Below are 23,411 nucleotides of genomic sequence, written 5' to 3'. Positions count from 1 at the left end.
GGCGGGCGCGCGCGCGGCCCCGCGGCCCGGGCCGGCCCTATGCGCGGGGGGCGCGGCCCCCCCCCCCGCCCCCGAAACCAACGCCGGGGGCGGGCCGGCCGGCCGGGGGGGCCCCCGCTGCGTGTGCGGGAGGTCCCGCCGGCCGGGCTCAGTGCTCGTCGGCGAGGATCAGGTAGAGCTTCTTGCGGGCGTCGTTGATGACCGCGAGGGCCTTCTCCCGCTGGGCGGAGGTGCCGGTCTTGAAGACCTGGCCGAAGGCTTCCATCAGGCCGAACCCGGCCGTCCGGATCTCGTTCATCGCCTCGAAGTCGACACCGCGCCCGGCTTCCGCCCAGGGGGCGTCCGGGCCGGACGCGGCCTCGGTGCGGCCGGCGTCGGTGAGCGTGAACAGCTTCTTGCCGCCCTCGCTCTCACTGGTGATGAGTCCCTCGTCCTCGAGCATCTGCAGGGTCGGGTAGACCGAACCCGGGCTGGGCTTCCAGGCCCCGCCGCTGCGCTCGCCGATCTCCTGGATCATCTCGTAGCCGTGCATCGAGCGGTCGGCGAGCAGCGCCAGGATGGAGGCGCGCACATCACCCCGCCGGGCCCGGCCGCGCCCTCCGCCGCGCCCTCCGCGCCCGCCGAAGGGCCCACCGCCGAAGGGCGGCCCGAACGGTCCGAAAGCGGCGCGCCTCCTCTGGAACTCCTCCCGACGGTCCGGCCCGCAGTGACCGTGGCCCCGTCCGTGCTCGTGATCGTGGCCGTGTCCGTGCTGTCCGTGTGAACGCATGTCTGCGCTCCTTTCCTCATTCGGTGTTCTCTGTGTCGCTGGTGCGATGTCTCCACTATCGTTGACCCATCGCGATGCGTCAACGATATATCGGAAACAACTTCAGCGAACGCCTCCACGACCCTCCGCGCCTGACCTGTGACAGCGAAGGCGGGCCGTTTGCCATCGAACTTGGACTGATGGCTGTTTGTGTCACTGAAGATGGACCGCCGCAGGTCAGTGAGGTGAAGGTCGGCACGGGCACAGGTCAGCGGATGGACCGCGGACGTACCCGGGCCGACCCGCTCTCGGAGCGTGCCGTACGTGAGCGTCGCTGGCATGTTCTGCAGGAGGTGTCCTCGACGGCTCCCGCGGCCTCGTCTCCCCAGGCCGTCAGCACGCGGTCGGGCTTGGTCGGCCAATCGCCGCTGTACGCCCGTTGGCTCCGATCCAGTCAGGGAAGTGAGCCACAAGTCCTTGTGCGACTGGAGCCCCTGCTCGCCGGAGCTGTGACCTCCTCCCTGAACCAGCTCGTCGCTTTCGGCCAGTGGGAACGGTCTTTTAGGTCACCGCTACCGAAGGCCCCGGCTCAGGAGACGTTGTCGCCCCACTCTGGAATCCAGTGAAGTCGCCGCCCGGCAAAGGGTCGGCAAGCGATCGGAACACTTCGGGGGAAGGAGCACATCATGGGGGTACGAGGGCGAATGCGCGGGACCGGTATCGCAATGGGGGCCGCGGTGGTGGCGGTAGCAGTGGCATCTGGGCCGGCGGCGAGCGCCGACCAGTGGCGGCCTCGGCCGGGGACCTTGTACATCTCCGACCTGCCCAAGACCGAGTCGTGGCGCGCTGCACCGGTCGCGCGGGGCTGGGGCATGTCTCACGAGTGTCTGGCGAACTGGCCGGAAGGCATGCCCGAGGTAAACGTCTGGCACCGGGACTTCAGCACCGCGGAGACCGCCTACGCCGAGCAGAAGGTGGTGGTCTTCGCCACCGAAGCGGAAGCCATCACCTTCGCGGAAGAGACCCGCAAGAGCTACGCCGAGTGCGCGAACCGCCCGCAGGAACCCGGGGTGACCGCCACCGGTTACGACCACGGCGTACTCGACGTGGAGGAAGGGGCGACGTTGCACGGGATGTACACCTTCGACGCCGAGGCGTCCGACCGCCCGCACTTCAACTACCTCTGGGGCGTCGGCCGCGACGGAGACACCGTCACCCTGAACATGTGGCAGAGCTACTGGGGGGACCCGCCGGTCACCGAATGGAAGAACACCTTGCGGACCGCCGTGAACAAGCTGTACTGACCCGCCACGCGGCAGGCAGAGCGTCCCCACCCGGCGTTATGAGAGGCGTTACCGCAGTCCAGGGCCACAACGCGAGCTCTGTTCAGCGAGCGTGGAGCCCGCCCACAGCACAGCTGGCTCACGTACGGCACGCTCCGAGAGCGGGTCGGCCCGGGTACGTCCGCGGTCCATCCGCTGACCTGTGCCCGTGCCGACCTTCACCTCGCTGACCTGCGGCGGTCCATCTTCAGTGACACAAGCAGCCATCAGTCCAAGTTCGATGGCAAACGGCCCGCCTTCGCTGTCACAGGTCAGCGCCCTGCGCCAAGGAACACCGATCGCGTGCCATCCAGCTCTGACGACCGCGAGTTCGCGTCACCGAAGGTTGATCAGTGCTCGCCAGGGCCAGGACAGGGCCGGCCACGCGTCGATGACGTGGCGGAATCCCTCGCCGGGGGCGGCCGAGCCGGTTGGCGGACTGCCGTGCCGGTAGGCGGCGACCTGGTCGCCGCTCTCGGCGCCGGACTCGACCAGCGCGCCGAGGGTCTCCTGGAGCCTCACGCGCCCCCCTTCACCACCGCGCGCTATGTCACCTTGAGTAGCCCAGACGCTACTTTTGGTCACGACAGTTGTTCGGGGTACGGCGTAAGAGCAGAAGAGGTGGACCGGGGATGCGCGAGACACGACGCGTGGCACGAGTACTGGGGGCGTGCGCGGCGGCGCTGACACTGGCGCTGACCACGCCGGGCGCGGCGCAGGCCGCCGACGGGGTGCTGTTCATCGACCGGGCTGCGATCCATGACCCGTCCGGCTGCTACCCGTTGGGCGACTTCGTGCCCTCGGAAGTCGGCAACTTCACGGACGAGGCGGCCGCCCTGTGGTCGGGCCCCTTCTGCGACGGGCGCGTGACGGGCTTCGTTCTGCCCGGACAGGTCGTCCGCCCGGCCCCCGGCATGAGCCTGTACATCCCGTAGCACGAGGACGACCCGGAGCCCCGCAGGGGAGGAACACGGCGCCGACCCCCTCACCGTCCGGCGGGTGGACGGGGGTTGGCGCTCCGGCATGCCGTGCGCGACACCGGGTGGCGCCGGGTGGGCGCCGGGGTCCGACGGGGCGGACGCCGGGGCGTGAGGCGAAGGGGAGACGGCCGGTCCAGTCCATGTCCATGAGGCCCGCGAGCGGCCGTCGAGCGCCTGTCGAGCGGTCCGGGGCAACTCCGGTGCGGCAGCACTAGGCTCGCGCCATGTCTAACGATCTCGGCTTCACTTGCTCGTGCTGTGGCGACCACCACGCAGAGCTCCCCATGAGCTACTCGACCAGGGCCCCCGACGACTGGGATCCCAGCCTCGAGAACGACCCGGACAGCATGCTGTCGTCCGACCAGTGCGTGATCAAGGGCCAGCACTTCTTCATCAGGGGCCTGGTAGAGATACCTGTGATCGGCAGCCAGGACGTCTTCTCCTGGGGCGTCTGGGTCTCTCTGAGCAGAGACAATTTCGCTCGCGCCCTCGAGGTGTGGAACACGGAGGGCCGCGAGGCGGAGAAGCCGTACTTCGGCTGGCTCAGCACCGAGCTCGCGCTCTATTCCGAGGGCACCAGCAATCTGAAGACCAACGCCCACACGCGCCCGATCGGCCGGCGGCCCTCCATCGAGCTGGAGCCCACCGACCACCCGCTCGCCGTCGAACAGCGCACCGGGATCACGCTGGACCGCGTGCGTGAGATTGCCATGGCCGTGCTGCATCCGGCCTGAGTCCCCGCGGGCGGGCCTGGTGAGGGGTGCGGGCGGCGGCCACAGGAGGGGCGGGCGGTGGAGGAGACGCCGGCCACCACGCCCGCCGCATCCGGTCCAGACCGGTCCGGTCCGGTCCGGTCCGGTCCGGTCCTGTCCCGTCCGGTTCGGTCCCGTCCGGTCCAGTCCAGTCCACCCGAATTGGCCTTTGCGACCGCCTCCGGCGGCTCCCTAGGGTCGGTGCATGCGCATCAGAATCGTGGACGCCTTCACCGACCGCCCCTTCGCGGGCAACCCCGCCGGAGTCCTGCTCCTCGAGGGCGGCTTCCCTCCGGACGCCTGGCTCCAGCAGGTCGCCGCCGAGGTCAACCTCTCCGAGACCGCCTTCGCCCACCCCCTGCCGCCCGGCGGCGAGGCCGACTGGGCGCTGCGCTGGTTCACCCCGTCCGGCGAGGTCGACATGTGCGGCCACGCGACCCTCGCCACCGCGCACGTCCTCGCCACGAGCGGCCTCGCGCACGGGCTGATCCGCTTCTCCGCGCGGTGCGGGATCCTCACCGCCGAGGCCGCCGAGGACGGGCGGATCACCCTGGACTTCCCGACGTCCTCCCTGACCGAGGCCGAGCCCGCCGCCGAGGTGCGCCGCGCCCTGGGCGCCGAGATCACGTCGGTCCACGACACCTCGGAGCACATCGGCGACCTGGTCGTGGAGCTTGCGGACGAGCGGACCGTGCGCTCGCTCACGCCCGACCTGCCCGCCCTGCGCGGCTACGCCCAGCGCGGGATCATCGTCACCGCCGCCGCCGAAGACCCCTCCCGCGGCTACGACTTCGTCTCCCGCGGCTTCTTCCCCGCCATCGGCATCGACGAGGACCCGGTCACCGGCAGCGCCCACACCGCACTGGCCCCCTTCTGGGCCGCGCGCCTGGGCCGCACCGAGCTCGTCGGGCTCCAGGGCGGAGCGCGCACCGGGCTGGTCGCGGTCCGGCTCGCGGGCGACCGTACGCTGCTGACGGGCAGCGCCGTCACGGTGATCGACGGCGAACTGCTCACGGCCCCGCCCACCTCCTGACGGCGCCGAAGGCGGTCTACGGCGTGGGCAGCCAGCCCACCTTGCCCGCCAGCAGGGCGTATCCGCCGAAGGCCACGATGTCGAGCAGCGCGTGCGCGACCACGAGCGGACCGACCCGGCCCCAACGCCGGTAGGCGAGGACGAAGACCGCGCCCATCACCACGTTGCCGACGAAGCCGCCGATGCCCTGGTAGAGGTGGTACGAGCCGCGCAGCACGGAGCTGGCGATCAGCGCGGCCATCGGCGACCAGCCCAGCTGGCCGAGCCTGCGCAGCAGGTAGGCCAGCACGATGATCTCCTCGACCACGGAGTTCTGCACCGCGGAGAGGATCAGCACGGGGAACTTCCACCACACGTCGGGCAGCGCCTCCGGCACCACCGTCAGGTTGAAGCCGGAGGCCCGCGCCGCCAGGTAGAAGGCCAGTCCGGCGCTCCCGATGCCGGCCGCGACGAGCGCGCCCCGGCCCAGGTCCCACAGGGGCCGGCTGCGGTCGAAGCCCAGTGCCTTCAGGCCCGGGACGCCCTCCCGGGTCAGCAGGTGCGCGACGAGCAGTACGGGGACGAGCGCGCTGGCGATGCCGAAGAGCTGCCAGGCCAGGTCCAGCCAGGGCCGGCCGGGCGCGTACGAGCCGTTGAGCGTGGCGGCCTGGTCCTTGAGCCCGCCGGGCTTGGTCAGCGAACCGATGAAGCTGATCAGCGCCGAGAGGCCGCTCGCGCCCAGGGACAGGGCGAGCACGAGCAGCGTCTCGGTGCGCAGGAGCGCCCGCCGCCCGTACAGGCCCTCGCCGAGCTCTCCGACCACCGCTTCCGGTTCCGTCCGCACGCCCGTCTCCCGTCGCGCCGCCCACCCGCGACATCTCGCTGGGGCATCCCGTTCGATCACCCCATACTGCCTCGTCGGCGCGGGAACGGATGACCCGGACGGAAGACGGGCACGCCGGGGCGTGCGCGCGACGCGTACGCGACCGGCGGAGCGGCGGACGGGCGGAGCGTCGGACCGGTGATCGAGACCGGCGGAGCGACGGAGCGACGGACCGGCGGACCAACGACCGGCGACCGGCGGACCGGCGACGGACACCGGCCGGCGCGCGCGACCCGCCCCTCCGGCGGGTCCCGCGCGCCACGGTCAGCCCTCGGCCGCCACCGCGGCGCCCACCTCCTCCTCCGCGAGGCCGACCGGCCAGGTGTGCACCGGCTCCCCCTTGTGCATCAGCTCGCTGTAGCGGCGCGTGGTCGCGGCGAGCGCCGCGTCCCGCTCCAGCCCGGCCGCACGCGCCCGGTGGTAGGTGTCCACCTGCCAGGTCGCTCCGTTGACCCGGCGCCGGCACCGCTCCTCGATGATGCCGAGGTAGTGGTCCCGGTCGGCCGGCTCGATGCCCCACGCGTCCAGCCCGGCGGCCGCCATCGGCAGCAGCTCGTCCAGGACCAGCCGCACCGCCGGCACGCTCGCCAGCCCTCCGCCGCGGCCCCGGCGCGGCCAGCGCAGCCGGGCGTCGATGCCGTAGCGGCAGGCCGCGTCGAAGTTGGCCTCCGCCTCCGCGAAGGGCAGTCGGCTCCACACCGGGCGCGGCTCGTCCGCGAGGGTCCGTACGAGGCCGTAGTAGAAGGCGGCGTTGGCGACGACGTCGGCCACCGTCGGCCCGGCGGGCAGCACCCGGTTCTCCACGCGCAGGTGCGGCACCCCGTCGGCGACCCCGTAGACGGGCCGGTTCCAGCGGTAGACGGTGCCGTTGTGCAGCACCAGTTCCTGCAGCGCCGGTACGCCGCCCTCGTCGAGCACCCGCAGCGGCTCCTCCTCGTCGCAGATCGGCAGCAGGGCCGGGAAGTAGCGGACGTTCTCGGCGAAGAGCTCGTACGCCGAATCCACCCACCGCTCGCCGAACCAGGTGCGGGGCCGCACCCCCTGCGCCTGGAGTTCGGGCGGCCGGGTGTCGGTGGCCTGCTGGAAGAGCGGCGGCCGCGACTCCCGCCACAGCTCGCGCCCGAACAGGAACGGCGAGTTGGCGCCGACGGCCGTCTGTACGGCGGCCACGGCCTGCGCCGCGTTCCACACGTCCGCGAACCGGGCCGGAGTCACCTGCAGGTGCAGCTGTACGGAGGTGCAGGCGGCCTCCGGCACGATCGACCCGGAGGTCCAGGTCAGCCGCTCCACCCCCTCGATGTCGAGCGTGAAGTCCTCGCCGCGCATCATCAGGATCTGCTCGTTCAGCAGCGAGTAGCGGTCCACCGCCGAGAGGTTGGCGGTGACCAGGTCGGCACGGGAGATGGTCGGCAGGATGCCGATCATCACCACCCCGGCGTCGATCTCCACGGCCTGCCGGTGGGCATAGCCGAGCCCCGCGCTCAGTTCCTCGGCGAGCTGGTCGAATACCCGGCCGCCGAGCCGGTGCGGGAGCACGTTCACCTCCAGGTTGAACATTCCGAGTTCCGTCTGGAAATCGGGGCTCGCTATGCGCTCCAGAACCTGCGCATTCACCATTCTCGGCAAACCGTCGGAACCCGCGAGATTCAGCTCGATCTCCAGCCCCATCATGTTCTTCGGGCGATCGAACCTCTTCTCGGCCAGCAGCCGCTCCAGCCCCTCCAGACACTCGTGGAGCTTCCGTCGGTACCGTTGCCGATCGGACAGGTCGAATCCGCCCGCCACGACCTTCTCCCCCATCGAAGCGTCCCTCCTCGAGTGGGCCTGGCCGGATTGGAAGAGATCCGTCGGCCCAGGCGCGCGTTACGCTCGATGATGCCCCGGCGGAGTGATCGATAACGCGGAAGGGGCGTGACCGGACAGGAGCGCGCGCCGGTTTGGCCGACGGGCGCTTTGGCACATTCACCTGGCAAGGACGCGTACGCAAATACCGCGTCGACTTTGCCGGTTTCGGATAACAGGCGCTTTCCAGCCGAGCCCCCGTCCGGTAACCTCCGAGGTCAGCGCGTCATCTTTGCGCGCACCGGGCATGAATGTCATGTCAGAGGGACCGGTAAGCGTCTTGCAGGTAATAGGCGGGACAGCTAGCCGAAACACTGCGTGAACACATGTCGTATAAACTCCGCAAACGAGGCAGAGAGTTGGCGCGCGGCCATTGCCCCTCAGCCCCCCTCTGGCCCCAGAATGCGACAGCGCCGTCCCGCACCCGCACCTCGCCCCTGATCCACCGGTCTCCCAAGTGAGAGGCGACCCACCATGCCGCTGCACGTCCCTCCGGCTCCCGCGCCCGCCCTGCGCAGCGTCCTCGCGGCCCTCGGTTCCCCCACGGCCGTCCATGAAGCGCACACCCCGGCCCTGCGGGACCTCCAGGGTCCGATGACCGCCGAACTGCCGCTGCCCGTCCACGTCCTGGACCGGCTGAACATCTCCGGCCTGCCCTCGGGCGGCAGGCCCCCGCGCACCAGGCTGACCGGCTGGCGGTTCCTGATCCGCAGCGGGGACCGCTACGTCGCGGCGGCCGACACCCGGCTGACCCCGGACGGCTGGGCCTTCTCCCACTTCTTCGAGGGCCCCTACGTCGCGGCCACCGAACGCGCCCTGCGTCAGGCCGAATCGCTCGGCACGAGCTACCAGCCGCGCCTGCTGTCCGTACCGGAGCTGTACATGCTGACGCTGTGGCTGCACGGATCGGTGGGGGCCGACGCCTCCGCCGGGCTGCCGGCCGCGGCCGATCTGCTGATCCCGCTGGCGCCCGCCCCGCCGGGCATCGCCGCCTACCGGCCGCACCCCGTCTCCGAACTGCTGCCCGTGCTGACCCACCGGCTCACACCGTCGGCGCCGCCGGTCCCGCCCCCCTCGATGGCGGCGCCGGCCGCCTGAGCGAACCGCCCGCGCCAGACGGCGCCCATCCGTCCGGCCCATTCGGCCTAGCCCACTCGGGCCCCCTGCGAACCATCCGAAAGGACAGGGGAGTTGAGCTGAACCGCCCGCACGAGTGATGCGTCATCAATCTATGAGGACAGCTGCGGGGAAATCCCTGCGGACGCCCTGCCGTCGGGGAACACTGGGGACCCTGACCAAGCCGAGTCGTTGATACGGGGGGCGGCCATGAACAACGCATCGAGCCGCAGCACGCAGACCACACCGCAGCGAAAGAACGCATCCATGTGCCAGCACAAGCCAGCATGCCCGACCGCCGACTCCGCCGACCGGGAGGCCGCACACCCCGTGGCCGTGCACCCGGAACAGGGCTGGAGCCTGCTGTGCAACGGCGTCCTGCTCTTCGAGGACACCGGTGAGCTGCTGCCGGACGGTCAGATCATCGCGCCCCACCGCGCACTCGCGGCGGCGCACGTGATGAAGGCGGCCTAGCGGCCGCCCCCTTCGGATCCCGCCGGGCCCGCGCGGCCCGTCCGCCGACAGCCAGTGCCGAAAGGGGCCGGCCCGGGAGTACCACTCCCGGACCGGCCCCTTCGTCTGCCTGGAACCCGTCGGTCCTAGTTGTCGTACTCGTCCAGCGGCGGGCAGGAACACACCAGGTTCCGGTCACCGAAGGCACCGTCGATGCGGCGCACCGGCGGCCAGTACTTCTCGGCGGCGGAGACCCCGCCCGGGAAGACGGCCTCGTCGCGGGTGTACGGGTGGTTCCACTCGCCGCCCAGCGCCGCCGCCGTGTGCGGGGAGTTGGCCAGCGGGTTGTCGTCGACCGGCCACTCGCCGGCCGCGACCCGCTCGACCTCCGCGCGGATCGCGATCATCGCGTCGCAGAAGCGGTCGATCTCGGCGAGGTCCTCGGACTCCGTCGGCTCGATCATGAGCGTGCCGGCGACCGGGAAGGACATGGTCGGCGCGTGGAACCCGTAGTCGATCAGGCGCTTGGCGATGTCGTCGATGCTGACGCCCGTCGCCTTGGACAGCGGGCGCATGTCGATGATGCACTCGTGCGCGACCAGGTTGCCCGGACCGGTGTAGAGCACCGGGTAGTGCGGCTCCAGGCGCTTGGCGATGTAGTTGGCGCCGAGCACCGCGACCTGGGTGGCGCGCTTGAGGCCCTCGCCGCCCATGAGGCGCACGTACGACCAGGAGATCGGCAGGATGCCGGCCGAGCCCCACGGAGCGGCCGAGATCGGGCCGACACCCGTCTCGGGACCGGCGGTCGGCTGCAGCGGGTGGTTCGGCAGGTAGGGGGCCAGGTGCGCCCGGACACCGACCGGGCCCACGCCCGGACCGCCGCCGCCGTGCGGGATGCAGAAGGTCTTGTGCAGGTTCAGGTGCGAGACGTCGCCGCCGAAGTGACCCGGCTTGGCCAGGCCCACCAGGGCGTTGAGGTTGGCGCCGTCCACGTAGACCTGGCCGCCGGCGTCGTGCACCTGGGCGCAGATCTCGGCGACGTGCTCCTCGAACACACCGTGCGTGGAGGGGTACGTGATCATCAGCACGGCGAGCTCGTCGCGGTACTGCTCGATCTTGGCCCGCAGGTCGGCCGCGTCCACCTCGCCGTCGTCGGCGGTCTTGACGACGACGACCTTCATGCCGGCCATCACGGCGCTCGCGGCGTTGGTGCCGTGCGCGGAGGACGGAATGAGGCAGATGGTGCGCTGCTCGTCACCGTTCGCCCGGTGGTAGGCGCGGACGGCCAGCAGGCCGGCGAGCTCACCCTGGGAGCCGGCGTTCGGCTGGATGGAGACCTTGTCGTAGCCGGTGACCTCGCAGAGACGTTCCTCCAGCTCGGCGATGAGCGTGAGGTACCCCTCCGCCTGCTCCACCGGGGCGAACGGGTGCAGCTGGCCGAACTCGGGCCAGGTGACCGACTCCATCTCGGTGGTCGCGTTCAGCTTCATCGTGCAGGAACCCAGCGGGATCATGCCGCGGTCCAGCGCGTAGTCCTTGTCCGAGAGCTTGCGCAGGTAGCGCAGCATCGCGGTCTCGGAGCGGTGCTGGTGGAAGACCGGGTGGGTCAGGTACGCGTCCTCGCGCAGCAGCCCCTCCGGGAGCGCGTCGGCCGTGGTGGCGTCGAGCGCCTCCAGGTCGGCGTCGACCCCGAAGGCCGCCCAGACGGCTTCGACGTCGGCGCGCAGGGTCGTCTCGTCGCAGGAGGCGGAGACCAGGTCGGCGTCCACCTGGTACAGGTTGACCCCGCCCTCACGGGCGGCGGCCACGACCTCGGCGGCGCGTCCGGGGACCCGGGCGGTGACGGTGTCGAAGTAGGCGCCGTGCACGATCTCGACGCCGCCGGCCGTCAGGCCCGCGGCGAGCAGGGCGGCGTAGCGGTGGGTGCGGCGGGCGATCGTCCGCAGACCGTCCGGACCGTGGTAGACGGCGTACATGCCGGCCATGACGGCGAGCAGCACCTGCGCGGTGCAGATGTTGCTGGTGGCCTTCTCGCGGCGGATGTGCTGCTCACGGGTCTGCAGCGCCAGGCGGTAGGCCTTGTTGCCGTCCGCGTCCACGGAGACGCCGACGAGGCGGCCGGGCAGCGAGCGGGCGTGCTTGGCCTGGACGGCCATGTACCCGGCGTGCGGTCCGCCGAAGCCCATGGGGACGCCGAAGCGCTGGGTGGTGCCGACCGCGATGTCCGCGCCCAGCTCGCCCGGGGAGGTCAGCAGGGTCAGGGCGAGCAGGTCGGCGGAGACGGCGACGATCGCGCCGAGCTCGTGCGCCTGGTCGATGACCGGCTTGATGTCCCGAACGGCACCGGAGGCGCCCGGGTACTGGACCAGGACGCCGTAGACGCCGCGCTCGGCGGCCTCGGCCGGGATGCCCTCGGAGAGGTCGGCGACGACGATCTCGATGCCGATCGGCTCGGCACGGGTCTCGATCACCGCGATGGTCTGCGGCAGCGCGTCGGCGTCGACGAGGAAGACGTTGCCCTTGGCCTTGCCCACACGGCGGGCGAGCGTCATGGCCTCGGCGGCCGCGGTGCCCTCGTCGAGCAGGGAGGCACCGGAGGTCGGCAGGCCGGTCAGCTCGGCGACGACGGTCTGGAAGTTCAGCAGGGCTTCGAGACGGCCCTGTGAGATCTCGGGCTGGTAGGGCGTGTACGCCGTGTACCAGGCCGGGTTCTCCATGACGTTGCGCAGGATCACCGGCGGCGTGAAGGTCCCGTAGTAGCCGAGACCGATCATGGAGGAGAGGACCTGGTTGCGGTCGGCGAGCTGGCGCAGCTCGGCCAGCACCTCGGCCTCGGTCAGCGCCTCGGGCAGGTTCAGCGCGGCAGTGGTCTTGATCACATCCGGTACCGCGGCGGCGGTCAGTTCGTCCAGGGAGCCGTAGCCCACCTGGGCGAGCATCTTCGCCTGCGCCTCGGCATCCGGGCCGATGTGGCGCTGCTCGAAGGGGATGCCTCGCTCCAGCTGGGAGAGCGGAATGCGGTTGGCGGTCATGTACGGAGGCCTCCTGGTCGTACGACCTGCGAGGGGTGCCTCGGCGCGGGCACCCGGACGGCCTCCCCCTCTGTCATCACAACCTGAGAGTTTCACCGGGCCCCTCGAGGATCGCTCGCGAGGTCCGGTTTTCACCGTCGGTGAGGAGGGGAACCGGCACTGCGCGCCCGGTACCCGCCCTGCTTTCCAGAGTGGCCTCACCTACGTGCGGTACGTATGCCTGAGAGATTCCGGGGAGGATTTGCTCCTTCGGCGCCTCCGTCGAGCTCACTCGGAGGACTCTCCCGCACAGGGTCAACAGCCGTCACCCAGCCTACCAGCGAGGATCCGGGACCCTCCCTCGAGTGGCCCCCTCTCCAGAAATGCACTTTTGTAGTCATAACGGAGGAGTTGCGACCAGTGGAGGGACCGGACCGTGCAGACTGACATCGATCCGCGCAGCCTGATCGGCCGCAAGGCGTTCGACCGCAACGGCACCAAGATCGGCACCATCGACGAGGTCTACCTCGACGATGCCACGGGCGTCCCGGAATGGGCCGCCGTACGGACCGGCCTCTTCAGCCGGGACGCCTTCGTCCCGCTGGAACCGAGCGAGATGGTGGGCGACACCCTGCACGTGCCCTTCGAGCGCTCCCTCATCAAGGACGCCCCCGATTTCGGCGTCGGCCGTCACCTCTCCCCCGAACAGGAGCTGCAGCTCTACCACCACTACGGCCTCGACGTGGCCCTCCCCAGCGACTTCCAGCGCGACTTCGGCCGCCTCGCGGGTGACGAGGGCTAGGCCGTCTCTAGGCCGTCTCCTCCGGGTCCTGCCGGCCCCCTCCCCGGGGTCCGGCCGGTACGCCCACCAGCGGCAGCGGATCCGACGGCTCGAGCGCGGGGTCGTCCACCAGGAAGGTGCGCACCCGGCCCGGCTCCGAACCGGGCCGCTCGAAGCGCACGGTCACCCGCCCCACCCCGCTGCCCTGGACCCACCCCGGCCCGTACTCCGTGTGCCGAACGTCTCCCCCGGCCTGCCACAGCCTCCCGGGGGCCGCCCCGGCCTCGCCGGGCGGTCCGCCGCCGGCGGCGGCCTCCGCGGCCGCGGAGCCTGCTCCGGGCGCCGGCGTCCCGCCGGGCGGCGCGTCCTGCGTCCCCCTGGCTTCCGCCGACTCCTCCGCCTCCGCGGCCGCACCCGTCCCGGTGCCCTCACGGGCCCCTGTGGCCCCGTCCGGCTCAACGGCTCGGGTCTCCCCCGTCTCCTCCCCCGCCTCCGCCGTCTCCCCCGCCGGAGCAGCCTCGCCGTCCGCCCCGGCGGACAGCGCGAAGGCGAAGAGGTCCTCCTGCGTGTAGTCCGCCAGCCCCGTCACGCCCACGCCCAGCAGCCGCACGCCTCCCGTGGTGTCCACGGCCTCCAGCAGCCGCGCCGCCGCCTCCCGCACCACCGCCGGGTCGTCGGTGGGGCCCCGCAGCGTCTCGGACCGGGTCAGGGTGGAGAAGTCGTAGCGCCGCACCTTGAGCACGATCGTCCGCCCCGAATGCCCGGACTCCCGCAGCCGGTGCACGCACCGGTCAGCGAGCCGCCCCACCTCGCCCCGGATCCGCACCCGGTCGTGCAGGTCCACGTCGAAGGTGTCCTCGACCGACACGGACTTCGCGTCGCGCTCCGCGACCACCGGCCGCTCGTCCAGGCCCAGCGCCATCCGGTGGAGCCCCACCCCGTGCGAGCGCCCCACCATCCGGACCAGCTCGTCCTCGCCCGCCGTCGCGAGCTCTCCCACGGTGGTGATCCCGGCCCGCCGCAGGTGCTCGCCCGTGGCCGGCCCCACCCCGGGCAGGGTCCGTACCGACAGCGGCGCGAGGTGCGCCCGCTCGGTGCCGACCTCGATCAGGAGCAGTCCCGCCGGTTTGGCCTCCTCGGAGGCCACCTTGGCCAGCATCTTGGACCCGGCCAGTCCGACCGATCCGCTGAGCCCGGTCGCGGCCATGATGTCCGCCCGCAGCCGCTCCCCGGTGGCCCGCGCGCCCGCCGCGTCGAAGGCGACTCCGCCCGCCTCCAGGTCCACGAAGGCCTCGTCCAGGCTGAGCGGCTCGACGAGCGGTGACAGTTCCCGCAGCAGGGCCATGACGATGTCGCTGACCGACCGGTACAGGCTGAAGCGCGGGATCAGGTACGCGCCGTTCGGGCAGAGCCGCCGCGCCTGGGCCGTCGGCATCGCCGAGTGGACCCCGTACCGCCTGGCCTCGTACGAGCAGGTCGCCACGACCCCGCGCGGTCCGAGCCCGCCGACGATGACGGCCTTGCCGCGCAGGCTCGGCTTCGACGCCTGCTCCACCGAGGCGTAGAAGGCGTCCATGTCCAGATGCAGGATGGTCGGCGCGGCTCTCACAGCCCCGATGCTGCCCTACGCCACCGACAATCGGCCCCAGGCGGTCCGGCCCGGCCCGCTCCGTGCGCGCGGGCGGTGCCGGACGGACCGGCACCCTCCTGCCCGGTCCGGCACCCTCCGGCCCGGAGCGTCCCTCCCGAACCCCCTAGACGGCCCGGTTGCGCCGCGCGGCCAGCTCGTCGGCGGGGTTGTGTCCGGCCACCGTCTCGCCGGTGTCCACGCGCTCTCCGTGCAGCTGCAACAGCGCGTTCTCGACGTCGCGCCAGACCACGCCGACGGCGATGCCGAAGATTCCCTGACCGCCCTGGAGCAGGCTGACGACCTGCTCCGGAGACGTGCACTCGTAGACCGTGGCGCCGTCGCTCATCAGCGTCATGCGCTCGAGGTCGGAAAAGCCGCGGTCGCGCAGGTGCTGCACGGCGGTGCGGATGTTCTGCAGCGCCACCCCGGTGTCCAGGAAGCGCTTGACGATCTTGAGGACCACCACGTCCCGGAAGCTGTACAGGCGCTGCGTGCCCGACCCGTACGCGGCCCGGACGCTCGGCTCCACCAGCCCGGTCCGTGCCCAGTAGTCGAGCTGCCGGTAGGTGATGCCGGCCGCGGCACACGCCGTCGGCCCGCGGTAGCCCACCTGTTCCGCCACCGGCTCGCCACCCTGGGGCCCCACCGGCCCCATCGAACCGACCGGCGCGGGCTCCGGCTGACGGCGCGCGGAACTTACCGCACCACCGTGCAGCGGGTACGGCCCACCGTCACTCCGTGCGGGGATGCCCCCGGTCATACCGTCGCCCGTGACTCTCACGCCGACCCTCCGTCCTTGACCTGCCACCTCGAAGGTAGGCAGTCACCAGGGGTGCGTCAACGATCGCCACACTCGGCACGCCGAGTGATAATCACCCTGAGAGTGGTTTCCCGTACCCGATAGCTGGGAAAAGCTACTCGAATGGGCTTCGATTCCCCGGAGCACGACGCGGCCCGGGGCTCACTGCGGGCCGGTACCGAAGTCCTCGGGCGAGATCTGGTCGAGGAACTCGCGGAACTTCTCCACCTCGTCCTCCTGCTCGTCCGGGATCGCGATGCCGGCGTCGTCCAGCACGCCGTCGCTGCCGTAGATCGGCGTCCCGGTCCGCAGGGCGAGGGCTATGGCGTCGGACGGCCGCGCGCTCACCTCGACTCCACTGGCGAAGACGAGCTCCGCGTAGAAAACGCCCTCCCGCAGATCCGTGATCCGGACTTCGGTGAGTTCCTCGCCGACCGCCTCCAGCACGTCCTTGAACAGGTCGTGCGTCAGCGGACGGGCAGGGGCCATGCCCTGCTGCGCGAAGGCAATGGCGGTCGCCTCCCCTGGTCCGATCCAGATGGGGAGGTACCGGTCGCCTCCCACTTCACGCAGGAGCACGATCGGTTGGTTCGAGGGCATTTCCACCCGGACACCCACAACGTCGAGCTCGTTCACACAGCAACCCTAGGACCTGCCCGGCCGGTTTGGGTAGTCGGGCTCCCCCAAGCCTGCCCCCAGAAGGCCTCCGGAACCCCTCCGAAGGCCCCGGAATCAGTGCAACCGCACCCCGAGAGCCGTTTGTACGAGCGCCTCGTGCAGCCGTACGGAGAGCCCCGCGAGTTCCTTCATGGTGGCTTCCGCATGCGCCCTGGTCTGCGGATTGCGGTGCCGGCGCAGCGGCGAGACGACCTGCTCGACCAGCCCGGCCTCCCGGTCCGCCGCGGCCTTCATCGCCCGGAGGTGGCGCGGCTCCAGCCCGAATCTGCCGAGATCGGCCACCAGACGGGCCACGGTCACGGCCTCGGCGTCGAATCCGCCGCCCGGCGCCTCGGCGAGCAGCCCGTAGGACTCCCACTCCACGAGCTGCACCTCGTCCACCTCCGCGGCGGCGATCAGCTCGGCCCGACCCACCCGGGCCACGGTCGGCCGCTCCCGGCCCACCTCGCCGTAGAGGGCGACGGGGCTCGTGGGGTCGACGGACTCCCCGTGCGCCGTGGGCGCCGGGATACGGATCTGCTCGCCCCGGGCGAGGGCGTCGAGCTGCTCGCGGATGACTTTCAACGGAAGGTAGTGGTCACGCTGGAGCCGCAGGATGCGGCCGAGGCGCTCCACGTCGTCGGCGCTGAACTTGCGGTATCCGGACGGCGTGCGCGTGGGTTCGACGAGCCCTTCCGCCTCCAGGAAACGGATCTTCGAGATCGTCACGTCGGGGAACTCGTCACGCAGCATCGTGAGCACCGTGCCGATGCTCACCAGCCGCCCGGCCGAGGCGCCGGTGCCGGCGGCGCCGCTCTTGGCGGCACCGCCTGCCGGGATACGCAGCATGGGACCTTCCCTTGAAGGGTCAGTGCCCCCGCAGGCTCGCGTAGAAGACCAGCCGGTACTTGCCGATCTGCACTTCGTCACCGTTGTGGAGGGAGACGGAGTCGATCGGTTCACGGTTCACGTACGTGCCGTTGAGACTGCCGACGTCGGAGACGGTGAAGCCCCCGTCGTGGCTCCTGCGGAATTCGACATGGCGCCGGGAGACGGTGACGTCGTCCAGGAAGATGTCGCTCTGCGGGTGCCGGCCGGCCGTCGTGAGCTCGCCGTCCAAGAGGAACCGGCTGCCGGAGTTGGGGCCGCGCCGCACGATCAGCAGTGCGGAACCCGGAGGCAGCGCTTCCACCGCGGCCTGGGCCTCGGGGGACAGCGAGGACGACACGTGCGTCTGTCCCGACACCTCGGCCTCATAGGCCTCGAGGCCCGAGATCGAGATGGTGGACGTGGTCTCCGAGGCACGCTCCGGCGTCAGGCCCGCCCGCAACGGCGCCCCGCAGTTGGAGCAGAATCGGCTGGCCGCATCGCTGCGGTGCCCGCACCTGCTGCAAATCTGCTCGGCCGACATGGACGGCTCCTCGCGCCGCGGCTGCCCCGCGGAGGCGTTGGTGGCATACGGGTCGGGCGCAAACCCTCCACCCGTACTTGAGGTTGATGGTTCACCGAAACCTATGCGTCCGGTACCGGCAGGGTCAACAGCCGACGCGCCCTGCGCGCCCGGAATGTCACCGGCCCCGGCCACCTCGTCCCGGAAGAGCGGCCGGTCGCCCTGCCCCTCCACGTCACCGTGCCCCGCGCGGTGCCTGGCCGCACCGCTTTCCTCGCGGTTCTTCTTGCCGAACAACTTCTCAAACAACTTCACGGGCGATTCCCCTTGACCGAAACAGACCCGCCCGTGGGGCAGGACGAACTCCGAATGCAACACCTGCCGACCCGGACATACTTACAACGTCCGTAACCATCAGACAGTTTCCACCACGCACCGCGACTTCGGTGCCTCGACCCCCCGCAGGCACGAGCCCGCGTGAGCCGGTCCGCTCCCCGTCCCGTCTCACGGCGATGACAACCGAGCGTAGTCAGGCTGCTTCGCGGCACGCAAGGCATCCACAACGATCTTCGCCGGTCGTGTGACGGTGACGACCGCCTGCTCCTTCTCCAGCGACTGGACGACGCCGCCCGGAATGTTGAGCGCCGGCTCCAGATCCTGCGGCTTGCCGATCACCTTGAATTCGTAGGGCTGTGTGATCTTCTTACCGTCGATCGCCACGCCACCGCCCTCGTCCGAGAAGTACGAGTCCGCCACGATCCGCACACCGTTGATCTGGATCGCCTCGGCCCCGGCCGCCCGCAGCTCCTGGAGGGTGTCCAGAAGCTTGTCCGACTGCACCTGCGCCTTGGGATCCGAGATCTTCAGCACGATCCCCGGGCCCTGGGCGGCCACCGTACCGGCCAGGATCCCGAGTTGCCGTTCCTTTTCCACCGTCTGCTTCCGGGCCTCCTCGGCCTGGTTGGAGCTGCTTTCCAGCTCCCTGCGCTGCTCCTCCAACGTCTGCTTCTCGTCTTCCAGCCGCTTGGTCCGCCCGTCCAGTTCGTCGAGGATCCGCACCAGGTCCTCCTGCCGTGCCCCGCGCAGGGCGCTCGAGTCGCTGTTCGACCGCACCTGGATGGCCAGGCCGAGACCCAGGACGAACAGCAGCACCGCGACGATCAGTTGGGCCCTGCTCACGCGCGGCGGCCACAGACCGGCCGCCAGCCGCTGCCGGCCGGTCTGCGCGGGCTCGGCCGGTACTTCCTTGGACGGCTGCTCCGCACCCGTCGGTTCCTCGGGCGGGGTGTCGTTCGTACTCATCGGCCTCACGCCCGGAACACGTGCCGGCGGATGGCCGCGGCGTTGGAGAAGATGCGGATGCCCAGGACGACGACCACACCCGTGGACAGCTGCGAGCCGACACCCAGCTTGTCGCCGAGGAAGACGATCAGGGCGGCCACCACCACGTTCGACAGGAACGACACGACGAAGACCTTGTCGACGAAGATGCCGTCCAGCATCGCGCGCAGGCCTCCGAACACCGCGTCCAGCGCCGCCACGACGGCGATCGGCAGATAAGGCTCCACCACGGCCGGCACTTCGGGCCGGACCAGAAGTCCGGCCACCACTCCGGCCACGAGGCCCAGTACCGCGATCACGATGCACCCTTCTGCTGCTCTGCTGCTGTGGCTGTACGTACGGTCAGGCTCGACGCGGCCGGGAGCCGCACCTCGTCCTGCGCGGACAAGGCGTAGCGGATCCCGTAGCTCTCCTGCAGCACGTGCAGGTACTGGCCGTCCGCGGAGTCCTGGAACGCCGTTCCCAGCCGCTTCTTGTCGCCGATCGCGAGAACCTCGTACGGCGGCACCAGCGGCCTGTTGTCGACCAGTATCGCGTCACCCGCGGCCCGGATCGCCGAGAGCGAGGTCAGCCGCTGGCCGTTGATCGAGATCGCCTCCGCACCGGACTGCCAGAGCCCGTTGACGATCTTCTGCATGTCACGGTCGCGGAGCCGCCCGGTGTCCGAGAACCCGGCGCTCTCGCGGGGCTTGGTGCCATTGCCCGAAGAGGCGCCCTTGGCGTCGTCCACCGTCAGCTTGATCCCGGGCCCGCTCAGTTCGGTGGCCCCGGACAGCAGCGCCACGAGCTCGCCCTGGTCGCCGCCGTGCTGCTTGAGCGCCGCGCGCTGGCGGTCGGCGACGGTTTTGCGCAGCGTCTCGATGTCCTGCTCCAGGCCGTTCGCCCGCGCGTCCGCCCGGTCGACCCGGTCGATCAGTTCCTGACGCTCCTTGGCCAGCACCGGCGCGGCGACCCGCGCCTGCGCGGCGCCCAGGGTGACGACCATCGCGGCGAGGACGAGCCCCGCGGCGAGCCCCAGCTTGGCCTTGAGGCTGCGCGGCAGCCCCGCCGTACCGTCCGACGCGCGGCGCGCGGAGGCCTCCGCGTACCCCTCGTCGAGACTGTGGTCCATCACGTGCGTCAGCAGCGACATGGAAGCGTCCGGCCGCGCGGGCCGGGAAGCCCCCTGGACGACGTCCGGGGGTGGGTCTGAACTCCGGTTGTGGGGCGGCTGCGACATGCCGCACATCGTCGCATGTCGGCAGCGCACACACCGAATGCGGCCGCCCGGTGGGACGGACCGGGCCCGCGCCCCGTCCGTCCCACCGGCCTTTCGACCTGCACCGTTCCGTTCGGGAACTCAGCTCCCGGCGCTGTCCACGACCGCCGCCCAGTCGTCCAGCAGCGCCTGCGCGGAGGCGTCGTCGGGACCTTCGGCCCACAGGTGCGTGACCGCCTCCGCCGGGTCCGGGAGCACCAGCGCCCACCGTCCGTCGGCCTCGACGACCCGCACCCCGTCCGTGGTGTCCACCTGCCGGTCCCCGGCCTCCTCCACGACCCGGCGCATGACGAGCCCCTTGACCGCCCACGGCGTCGGCACGTCCCGCTTGAGGACGTGGGCCCGCGGGATCCGGGCATCGATCTGGCTCAGCGTGAGCTGCGTCCGCGCGACCAGCCCGATCAGCTGCACGAAGGCCGCCGATCCGTCGAAGACGCTGCTGAACTCCGGGACGATGAAGCCGCCCCGGCCGTCGCCGCCGAAGATCGTGTTCTCCGCCCGGCCCACGCGGGTCAGGTCGTCGGGCGAGGTGGTCGTCCACTCCACCTGAGTGCCGTGGTACGCCGCCACCTGCTCGGCGATCCGGGTCGTGGTCACGGGCAGCGCGACCTTGCCGCTGCGCTTCTCGGCGGCCACGAGGTCGAGCAGCACCAGCAGTGCCCGGTCGTCCTCGATGATCCGCCCGCGCTCGTCCACCAGGGAGATCCGCTCGCCCACGGGGTCGAAACGGACGCCGAAGGCGGCCCGCGACGAGGCCACGATCTCGCCGAGCCGGACCAGTCCGGCCCGCCTGGTCTCGGCGGTCTCCGTCGGCCGGGTCTCGTCGAGCCCCGGATTGACGGTGAGGGCGTCCACGCCGAGCCGGCCGAGCAGGCTGGGCAGGACGAGCCCGGCGCTGCCGTTGGAGGCGTCCACGACCACCTTGAGCCCGGAATCAGCGACCCCGGTGATGTCCACCCGACGCAGCAGCGAACCCGTGTACGCGTCGAAGACGCTTCCCGGGAACTGCAGGTCGCCGATCTCGCCCGGGAAGGCACGCCGGTACTCCTGGCGCGCGTACACCCGGTCCAGCTTGCGCTGCTGCTGGAGCGAGAGGTCCGCGCCCCGCTCGTCGAGGAACATGATGTCGACGGAGTCCGGCACTCCCGGTGAGGTCCGCAGCACGATCCCGCCGGCGCTGCCGCGCGCGGTCTGCTGGCGGGCCACGGGCAGCGGTACGTTCTCCAGGTCCCGCACGTTGATGGCGCTGGCCTGGAGCGCCGAGATCACGGCCCGCTTCAGCGCTCTCGCGCCTCGGGAGTGGTCACGCGCGGTGGTGACCGTCGCCCCCTTCTTCAGGGTCGTGGCATAGGCGCCGGCGAGCCGGACCACCAGCTCGGGGGTGATCTCCACGTTCAGGATGCCGGTGACCCCCCGCGCGCCGAACAGGTGCGCCTGCCCGCGGGACTCCCAGATCACCGACGTGTTGACGAAGGCACCGGCCTCGATCGTCTTGAAGGGGTAGACGCGTACGTTCCCCTGGATGATCGATTCCTCGCCGACGAGGCACTCGTCACCGATGACGGCGCCGTCCTCGATCCGGGCGGCCCGCATGATGTCGGTGTTCTTGCCGATGACGCAGCCGCGGAGATTGCTGTGCGGTCCGATGTACACGTTGTCGTGCACGACGGCCTTGTGCAGGAACGCGCCGCTCTTGACCACGACGTTCGATCCGATGACGGTGTGCTCGCGGATCTCGACGCCGGCTTCGACCTTGGCGTAGTCCCCGATGTACAGCGGCCCGCGCAGCACCGCCTCGGGGCTCACCTCGGCCCCTTCGGCGATCCAGACCCCCGGCGAGATCTCGAAGCCGTCCATGTCGACCTGGACCTTGCCCTCGAGCACGTCGGCCTGGGCCTTGACGTAGCTCTCGTGGGTGCCGACGTCCTCCCAGTAGCCCTCGGCGACGTAGCCGAAGATCGGCCGGCCTTCCTTCATCAACTGCGGGAAGACGTCGCCGGACCAGTCCACCGAGACGTCCGCGTCCACGTAGTCGAAGATCTCCGGCTCCATCACGTAGATGCCGGTGTTGATGGTGTCCGAGAACACCTGTCCCCAGGTCGGCTTCTCCAGGAAGCGCTCGACCTTGCCCTCCTCGTCCACGATGGTGATGCCGAATTCCAGGGGATTCGGCACCCGGGTCAGGCATACCGTGACGAGCCCGCCCTTCTCCTTGTGGAAGCGGATCAGGTCGGTGAGGTCGAAGTCGGTCAGCGCGTCGCCGGAGATGACGACGAAGGTGTCGTCCTTCAGCGCCTCCTCGGCGTTCTTCACGCTGCCGGCTGTGCCGAGTGGCTTCTCCTCGTTGGCATAGGTGAGCTCCATTCCGAGCTCTTCGCCGTCACCGAAGTAATTCCTGACGAGCGACGCCAGGAATTGGACGGTGACCACGGTCTCGTTGAGTCCATGCCGCTTCAGCAGCCTGAGCACATGCTCCATGATCGGCCGGTTCGCCACCGGCAGGAGCGGCTTGGGCATGCTTGAGGTCATGGGGCGAAGGCGCGTGCCCTCGCCGCCGGCCATCACGACGGCCTTCATGTCGGAAGAGTCCTCCTTGAGAGACTACGTCTTAGCCGACATCACCCGTCGCGCATGGTGACTGGGCAACTCCTCCGCGTCATCAGGCGCCGAGCGAGCTCAATCGGCCGTGGCGTCCGCCTTCACGATCCTGCGGACTTGCACCACGTACAGGACTCCTGCCCACCAATAGAGCGTTGTACCCCATCCGGCGAACGCCCATCCGAAAACTGACCCCATCCAGGCCAACCAACCCGTCCCGTCACTGACCAGCAGGAAGGGGAACGCGTACATCAGGTTGAAGGTCGCGGCCTTGCCGAGGAAGTTCACCTGGGGCGGCGGATAGCCGTGCCGGCGCAGGATCCACACCATGACCAGCAACATCAGCTCACGCGCGAGCAGGGCCGCGGTGAGCCAGAGCGGCAGGATCCCGCGGTACGTGAGGCCGAACAGGGTGGACAGGATGTAAAGCCGGTCCGCGGCCGGGTCGAGCAGGCGCCCGAGGCGGCTGATCTGATTCCAGCGCCGCGCGAGCTTCCCGTCGAGGTAGTCGCTGATCCCGCTGAGCATCAGGACGGCGAGCGCCCAGCCATCGTGCTCGGCCAGGATCAGCCACAGGAACACGGGTACGCCGACGAGGCGAGCCATGCTCAGGATGTTCGGAATGGTGAAAATTCGGTCGGTCTGAACCCGAGTCTCCTGGACCTCCACTCGGGGGCCTCCACTGTGACTGTAGAAATGTCGAACGATGCCCCCTGACCCTACAGGAGGCGGCACACCTGCCCGTAAACGCAGAAAAGCCCCGCACCAGTTACCTGGTGCGGGGCTTTCCCACAATGATTGTTCGGCGGCGTCCTACTCTCCCACAGGGTCCCCCCTG

Annotated in this window: 22 protein-coding genes and 1 riboswitch; of the genes, 7 read left to right on the top strand and 15 right to left on the bottom strand. The window is 70.6% G+C overall.

Annotated elements, in window-relative coordinates; all coding sequences use genetic code 11:
- Window positions 1-148: 148 nt before the first annotated feature.
- A complete protein-coding gene (locus ACWF9Z_RS19235) occupies window positions 149-769 on the bottom strand; it encodes a PadR family transcriptional regulator (protein ID WP_453603577.1) in 621 nt (206 codons plus the stop codon).
- Window positions 770-1,620: 851 nt separating this feature from the next.
- Between ACWF9Z_RS19235 and ACWF9Z_RS19230 the strand changes: the two genes are divergently transcribed.
- Complete coding sequence (locus tag ACWF9Z_RS19230; protein ID WP_453603576.1) at window positions 1,621-2,052, top strand: hypothetical protein; 432 nt, start codon at window positions 1,621-1,623, stop codon at window positions 2,050-2,052.
- Between the two features lie 354 nt (window positions 2,053-2,406).
- Here the strand turns inward: ACWF9Z_RS19230 and ACWF9Z_RS19225 are convergent, their stop codons facing one another.
- Window positions 2,407-2,592 (bottom strand): hypothetical protein, encoded by a 186-nt coding sequence (locus ACWF9Z_RS19225; protein ID WP_453603574.1) that lies wholly within the window; start codon window positions 2,590-2,592, stop codon window positions 2,407-2,409.
- A 110-nt stretch (window positions 2,593-2,702) separates the two neighbouring features.
- Here ACWF9Z_RS19225 and ACWF9Z_RS19220 point away from each other — a divergent pair, with 110 nt between their 5' ends.
- The 3 genes from ACWF9Z_RS19220 to ACWF9Z_RS19210 all read left to right on the top strand — a co-directional run bounded on the left by ACWF9Z_RS19220 (window position 2,703) and on the right by ACWF9Z_RS19210 (window position 4,835).
- The gene (locus ACWF9Z_RS19220) at window positions 2,703-3,005 is read left to right on the top strand and encodes a hypothetical protein (protein WP_453603572.1); all 303 of its coding nucleotides are present in this window, start codon (window positions 2,703-2,705) and stop codon (window positions 3,003-3,005) included.
- A gap of 269 nt (window positions 3,006-3,274) precedes the next feature.
- A complete protein-coding gene (locus tag ACWF9Z_RS19215) occupies window positions 3,275-3,784 on the top strand; it encodes a DUF2199 domain-containing protein (protein ID WP_453603570.1) in 510 nt (169 codons plus the stop codon).
- Window positions 3,785-4,007: 223 nt separating this feature from the next.
- Entirely contained in the window at window positions 4,008-4,835 is an 828-nt protein-coding gene (locus tag ACWF9Z_RS19210) for a PhzF family phenazine biosynthesis protein (RefSeq protein ID WP_453603569.1), read from the top strand.
- 16 nt (window positions 4,836-4,851) lie between these two features.
- Here the strand turns inward: ACWF9Z_RS19210 and ACWF9Z_RS19205 are convergent, their stop codons facing one another.
- Both ACWF9Z_RS19205 and ACWF9Z_RS19200 read right to left on the bottom strand, forming a co-directional pair.
- Entirely contained in the window at window positions 4,852-5,658 is an 807-nt protein-coding gene (locus tag ACWF9Z_RS19205) for a CPBP family intramembrane glutamic endopeptidase (RefSeq protein WP_453603567.1), read from the bottom strand.
- Between the two features lie 303 nt (window positions 5,659-5,961).
- Window positions 5,962-7,497: a glutamate-cysteine ligase family protein gene (locus tag ACWF9Z_RS19200; protein WP_453603565.1), complete on the bottom strand. Its 1,536-nt coding sequence runs from the start codon at window positions 7,495-7,497 to the stop codon at window positions 5,962-5,964.
- Window positions 7,498-8,013: 516 nt separating this feature from the next.
- Here ACWF9Z_RS19200 and ACWF9Z_RS19195 point away from each other — a divergent pair.
- Together ACWF9Z_RS19195 and ACWF9Z_RS19190 are read left to right on the top strand one after the other, a co-directional pair.
- Window positions 8,014-8,637: a hypothetical protein gene (locus ACWF9Z_RS19195; RefSeq protein WP_453603563.1), complete on the top strand. Its 624-nt coding sequence runs from the start codon at window positions 8,014-8,016 to the stop codon at window positions 8,635-8,637.
- A 285-nt stretch (window positions 8,638-8,922) separates the two neighbouring features.
- On the top strand, window positions 8,923-9,129 hold the full coding sequence (locus ACWF9Z_RS19190) for a DUF5999 family protein (RefSeq protein WP_285428213.1): 207 nt from the start codon (window positions 8,923-8,925) through the stop codon (window positions 9,127-9,129).
- Window positions 9,130-9,254: 125 nt separating this feature from the next.
- Here the strand turns inward: ACWF9Z_RS19190 and gcvP are convergent, their stop codons facing one another.
- Window positions 9,255-12,140: an aminomethyl-transferring glycine dehydrogenase gene (gene gcvP, locus ACWF9Z_RS19185; protein ID WP_453603562.1), complete on the bottom strand. Its 2,886-nt coding sequence runs from the start codon at window positions 12,138-12,140 to the stop codon at window positions 9,255-9,257.
- Window positions 12,141-12,338: 198 nt separating this feature from the next.
- A riboswitch (glycine riboswitch) is annotated at window positions 12,339-12,437 on the bottom strand.
- A 118-nt stretch (window positions 12,438-12,555) separates the two neighbouring features.
- Between gcvP and ACWF9Z_RS19180 the strand changes: the two genes are divergently transcribed.
- Window positions 12,556-12,921 (top strand): PRC-barrel domain-containing protein, encoded by a 366-nt coding sequence (locus ACWF9Z_RS19180; protein WP_453603560.1) that lies wholly within the window; start codon window positions 12,556-12,558, stop codon window positions 12,919-12,921.
- Window positions 12,922-12,928: 7 nt separating this feature from the next.
- Here ACWF9Z_RS19180 and ACWF9Z_RS19175 read toward each other — a convergent pair whose 3' ends face one another.
- The 10 genes from ACWF9Z_RS19175 to ACWF9Z_RS19130 form a co-directional block, all read right to left on the bottom strand.
- Window positions 12,929-14,509: a DNA polymerase IV gene (locus ACWF9Z_RS19175; protein ID WP_453603558.1), complete on the bottom strand. Its 1,581-nt coding sequence runs from the start codon at window positions 14,507-14,509 to the stop codon at window positions 12,929-12,931.
- A 145-nt stretch (window positions 14,510-14,654) separates the two neighbouring features.
- A complete protein-coding gene (locus tag ACWF9Z_RS19170; protein ID WP_453603557.1) occupies window positions 14,655-15,311 on the bottom strand; it encodes a MerR family transcriptional regulator in 657 nt (218 codons plus the stop codon).
- Between the two features lie 180 nt (window positions 15,312-15,491).
- Complete coding sequence (locus tag ACWF9Z_RS19165; RefSeq protein ID WP_007262890.1) at window positions 15,492-15,965, bottom strand: bifunctional nuclease family protein; 474 nt, start codon at window positions 15,963-15,965, stop codon at window positions 15,492-15,494.
- A 96-nt stretch (window positions 15,966-16,061) separates the two neighbouring features.
- Entirely contained in the window at window positions 16,062-16,835 is a 774-nt protein-coding gene (gene ftsR, locus ACWF9Z_RS19160; protein WP_453603554.1) for a transcriptional regulator FtsR, read from the bottom strand.
- Between the two features lie 19 nt (window positions 16,836-16,854).
- Window positions 16,855-17,397: an FHA domain-containing protein gene (locus ACWF9Z_RS19155; protein WP_453603552.1), complete on the bottom strand. Its 543-nt coding sequence runs from the start codon at window positions 17,395-17,397 to the stop codon at window positions 16,855-16,857.
- 483 nt (window positions 17,398-17,880) lie between these two features.
- Window positions 17,881-18,678, bottom strand: coding sequence for a DUF881 domain-containing protein (locus tag ACWF9Z_RS19150; RefSeq protein ID WP_356657724.1), 798 nt, complete (start codon window positions 18,676-18,678; stop codon window positions 17,881-17,883).
- A gap of 5 nt (window positions 18,679-18,683) precedes the next feature.
- Window positions 18,684-19,016, bottom strand: coding sequence for a small basic family protein (locus ACWF9Z_RS19145; protein WP_356657722.1), 333 nt, complete (start codon window positions 19,014-19,016; stop codon window positions 18,684-18,686).
- Window positions 19,013-19,945, bottom strand: a complete 933-nt coding sequence (locus ACWF9Z_RS19140) for a DUF881 domain-containing protein (RefSeq protein WP_453603549.1) — start codon at window positions 19,943-19,945, stop codon at window positions 19,013-19,015. The genes ACWF9Z_RS19145 and ACWF9Z_RS19140 overlap by 4 nt, the downstream gene beginning before the upstream one ends.
- Before the next feature lie 111 nt (window positions 19,946-20,056).
- Window positions 20,057-22,552 carry a sugar phosphate nucleotidyltransferase gene (locus tag ACWF9Z_RS19135; protein ID WP_453603547.1) on the bottom strand — a complete coding sequence of 832 codons (2,496 nt, stop codon included), beginning with the start codon at window positions 22,550-22,552 and terminating at the stop codon, window positions 20,057-20,059.
- 99 nt (window positions 22,553-22,651) lie between these two features.
- Entirely contained in the window at window positions 22,652-23,242 is a 591-nt protein-coding gene (locus ACWF9Z_RS19130; RefSeq protein WP_453603545.1) for a CDP-alcohol phosphatidyltransferase family protein, read from the bottom strand.
- Between the last annotated feature and the right edge of the window lie 169 nt (window positions 23,243-23,411).

The sequence above is a fragment of the Streptomyces sp. NPDC054961 genome, from assembly GCF_053609145.1.
Note: the sequence above shows the minus strand (reverse complement) of the source record. Positions and strands in the feature narration are given on the sequence as shown.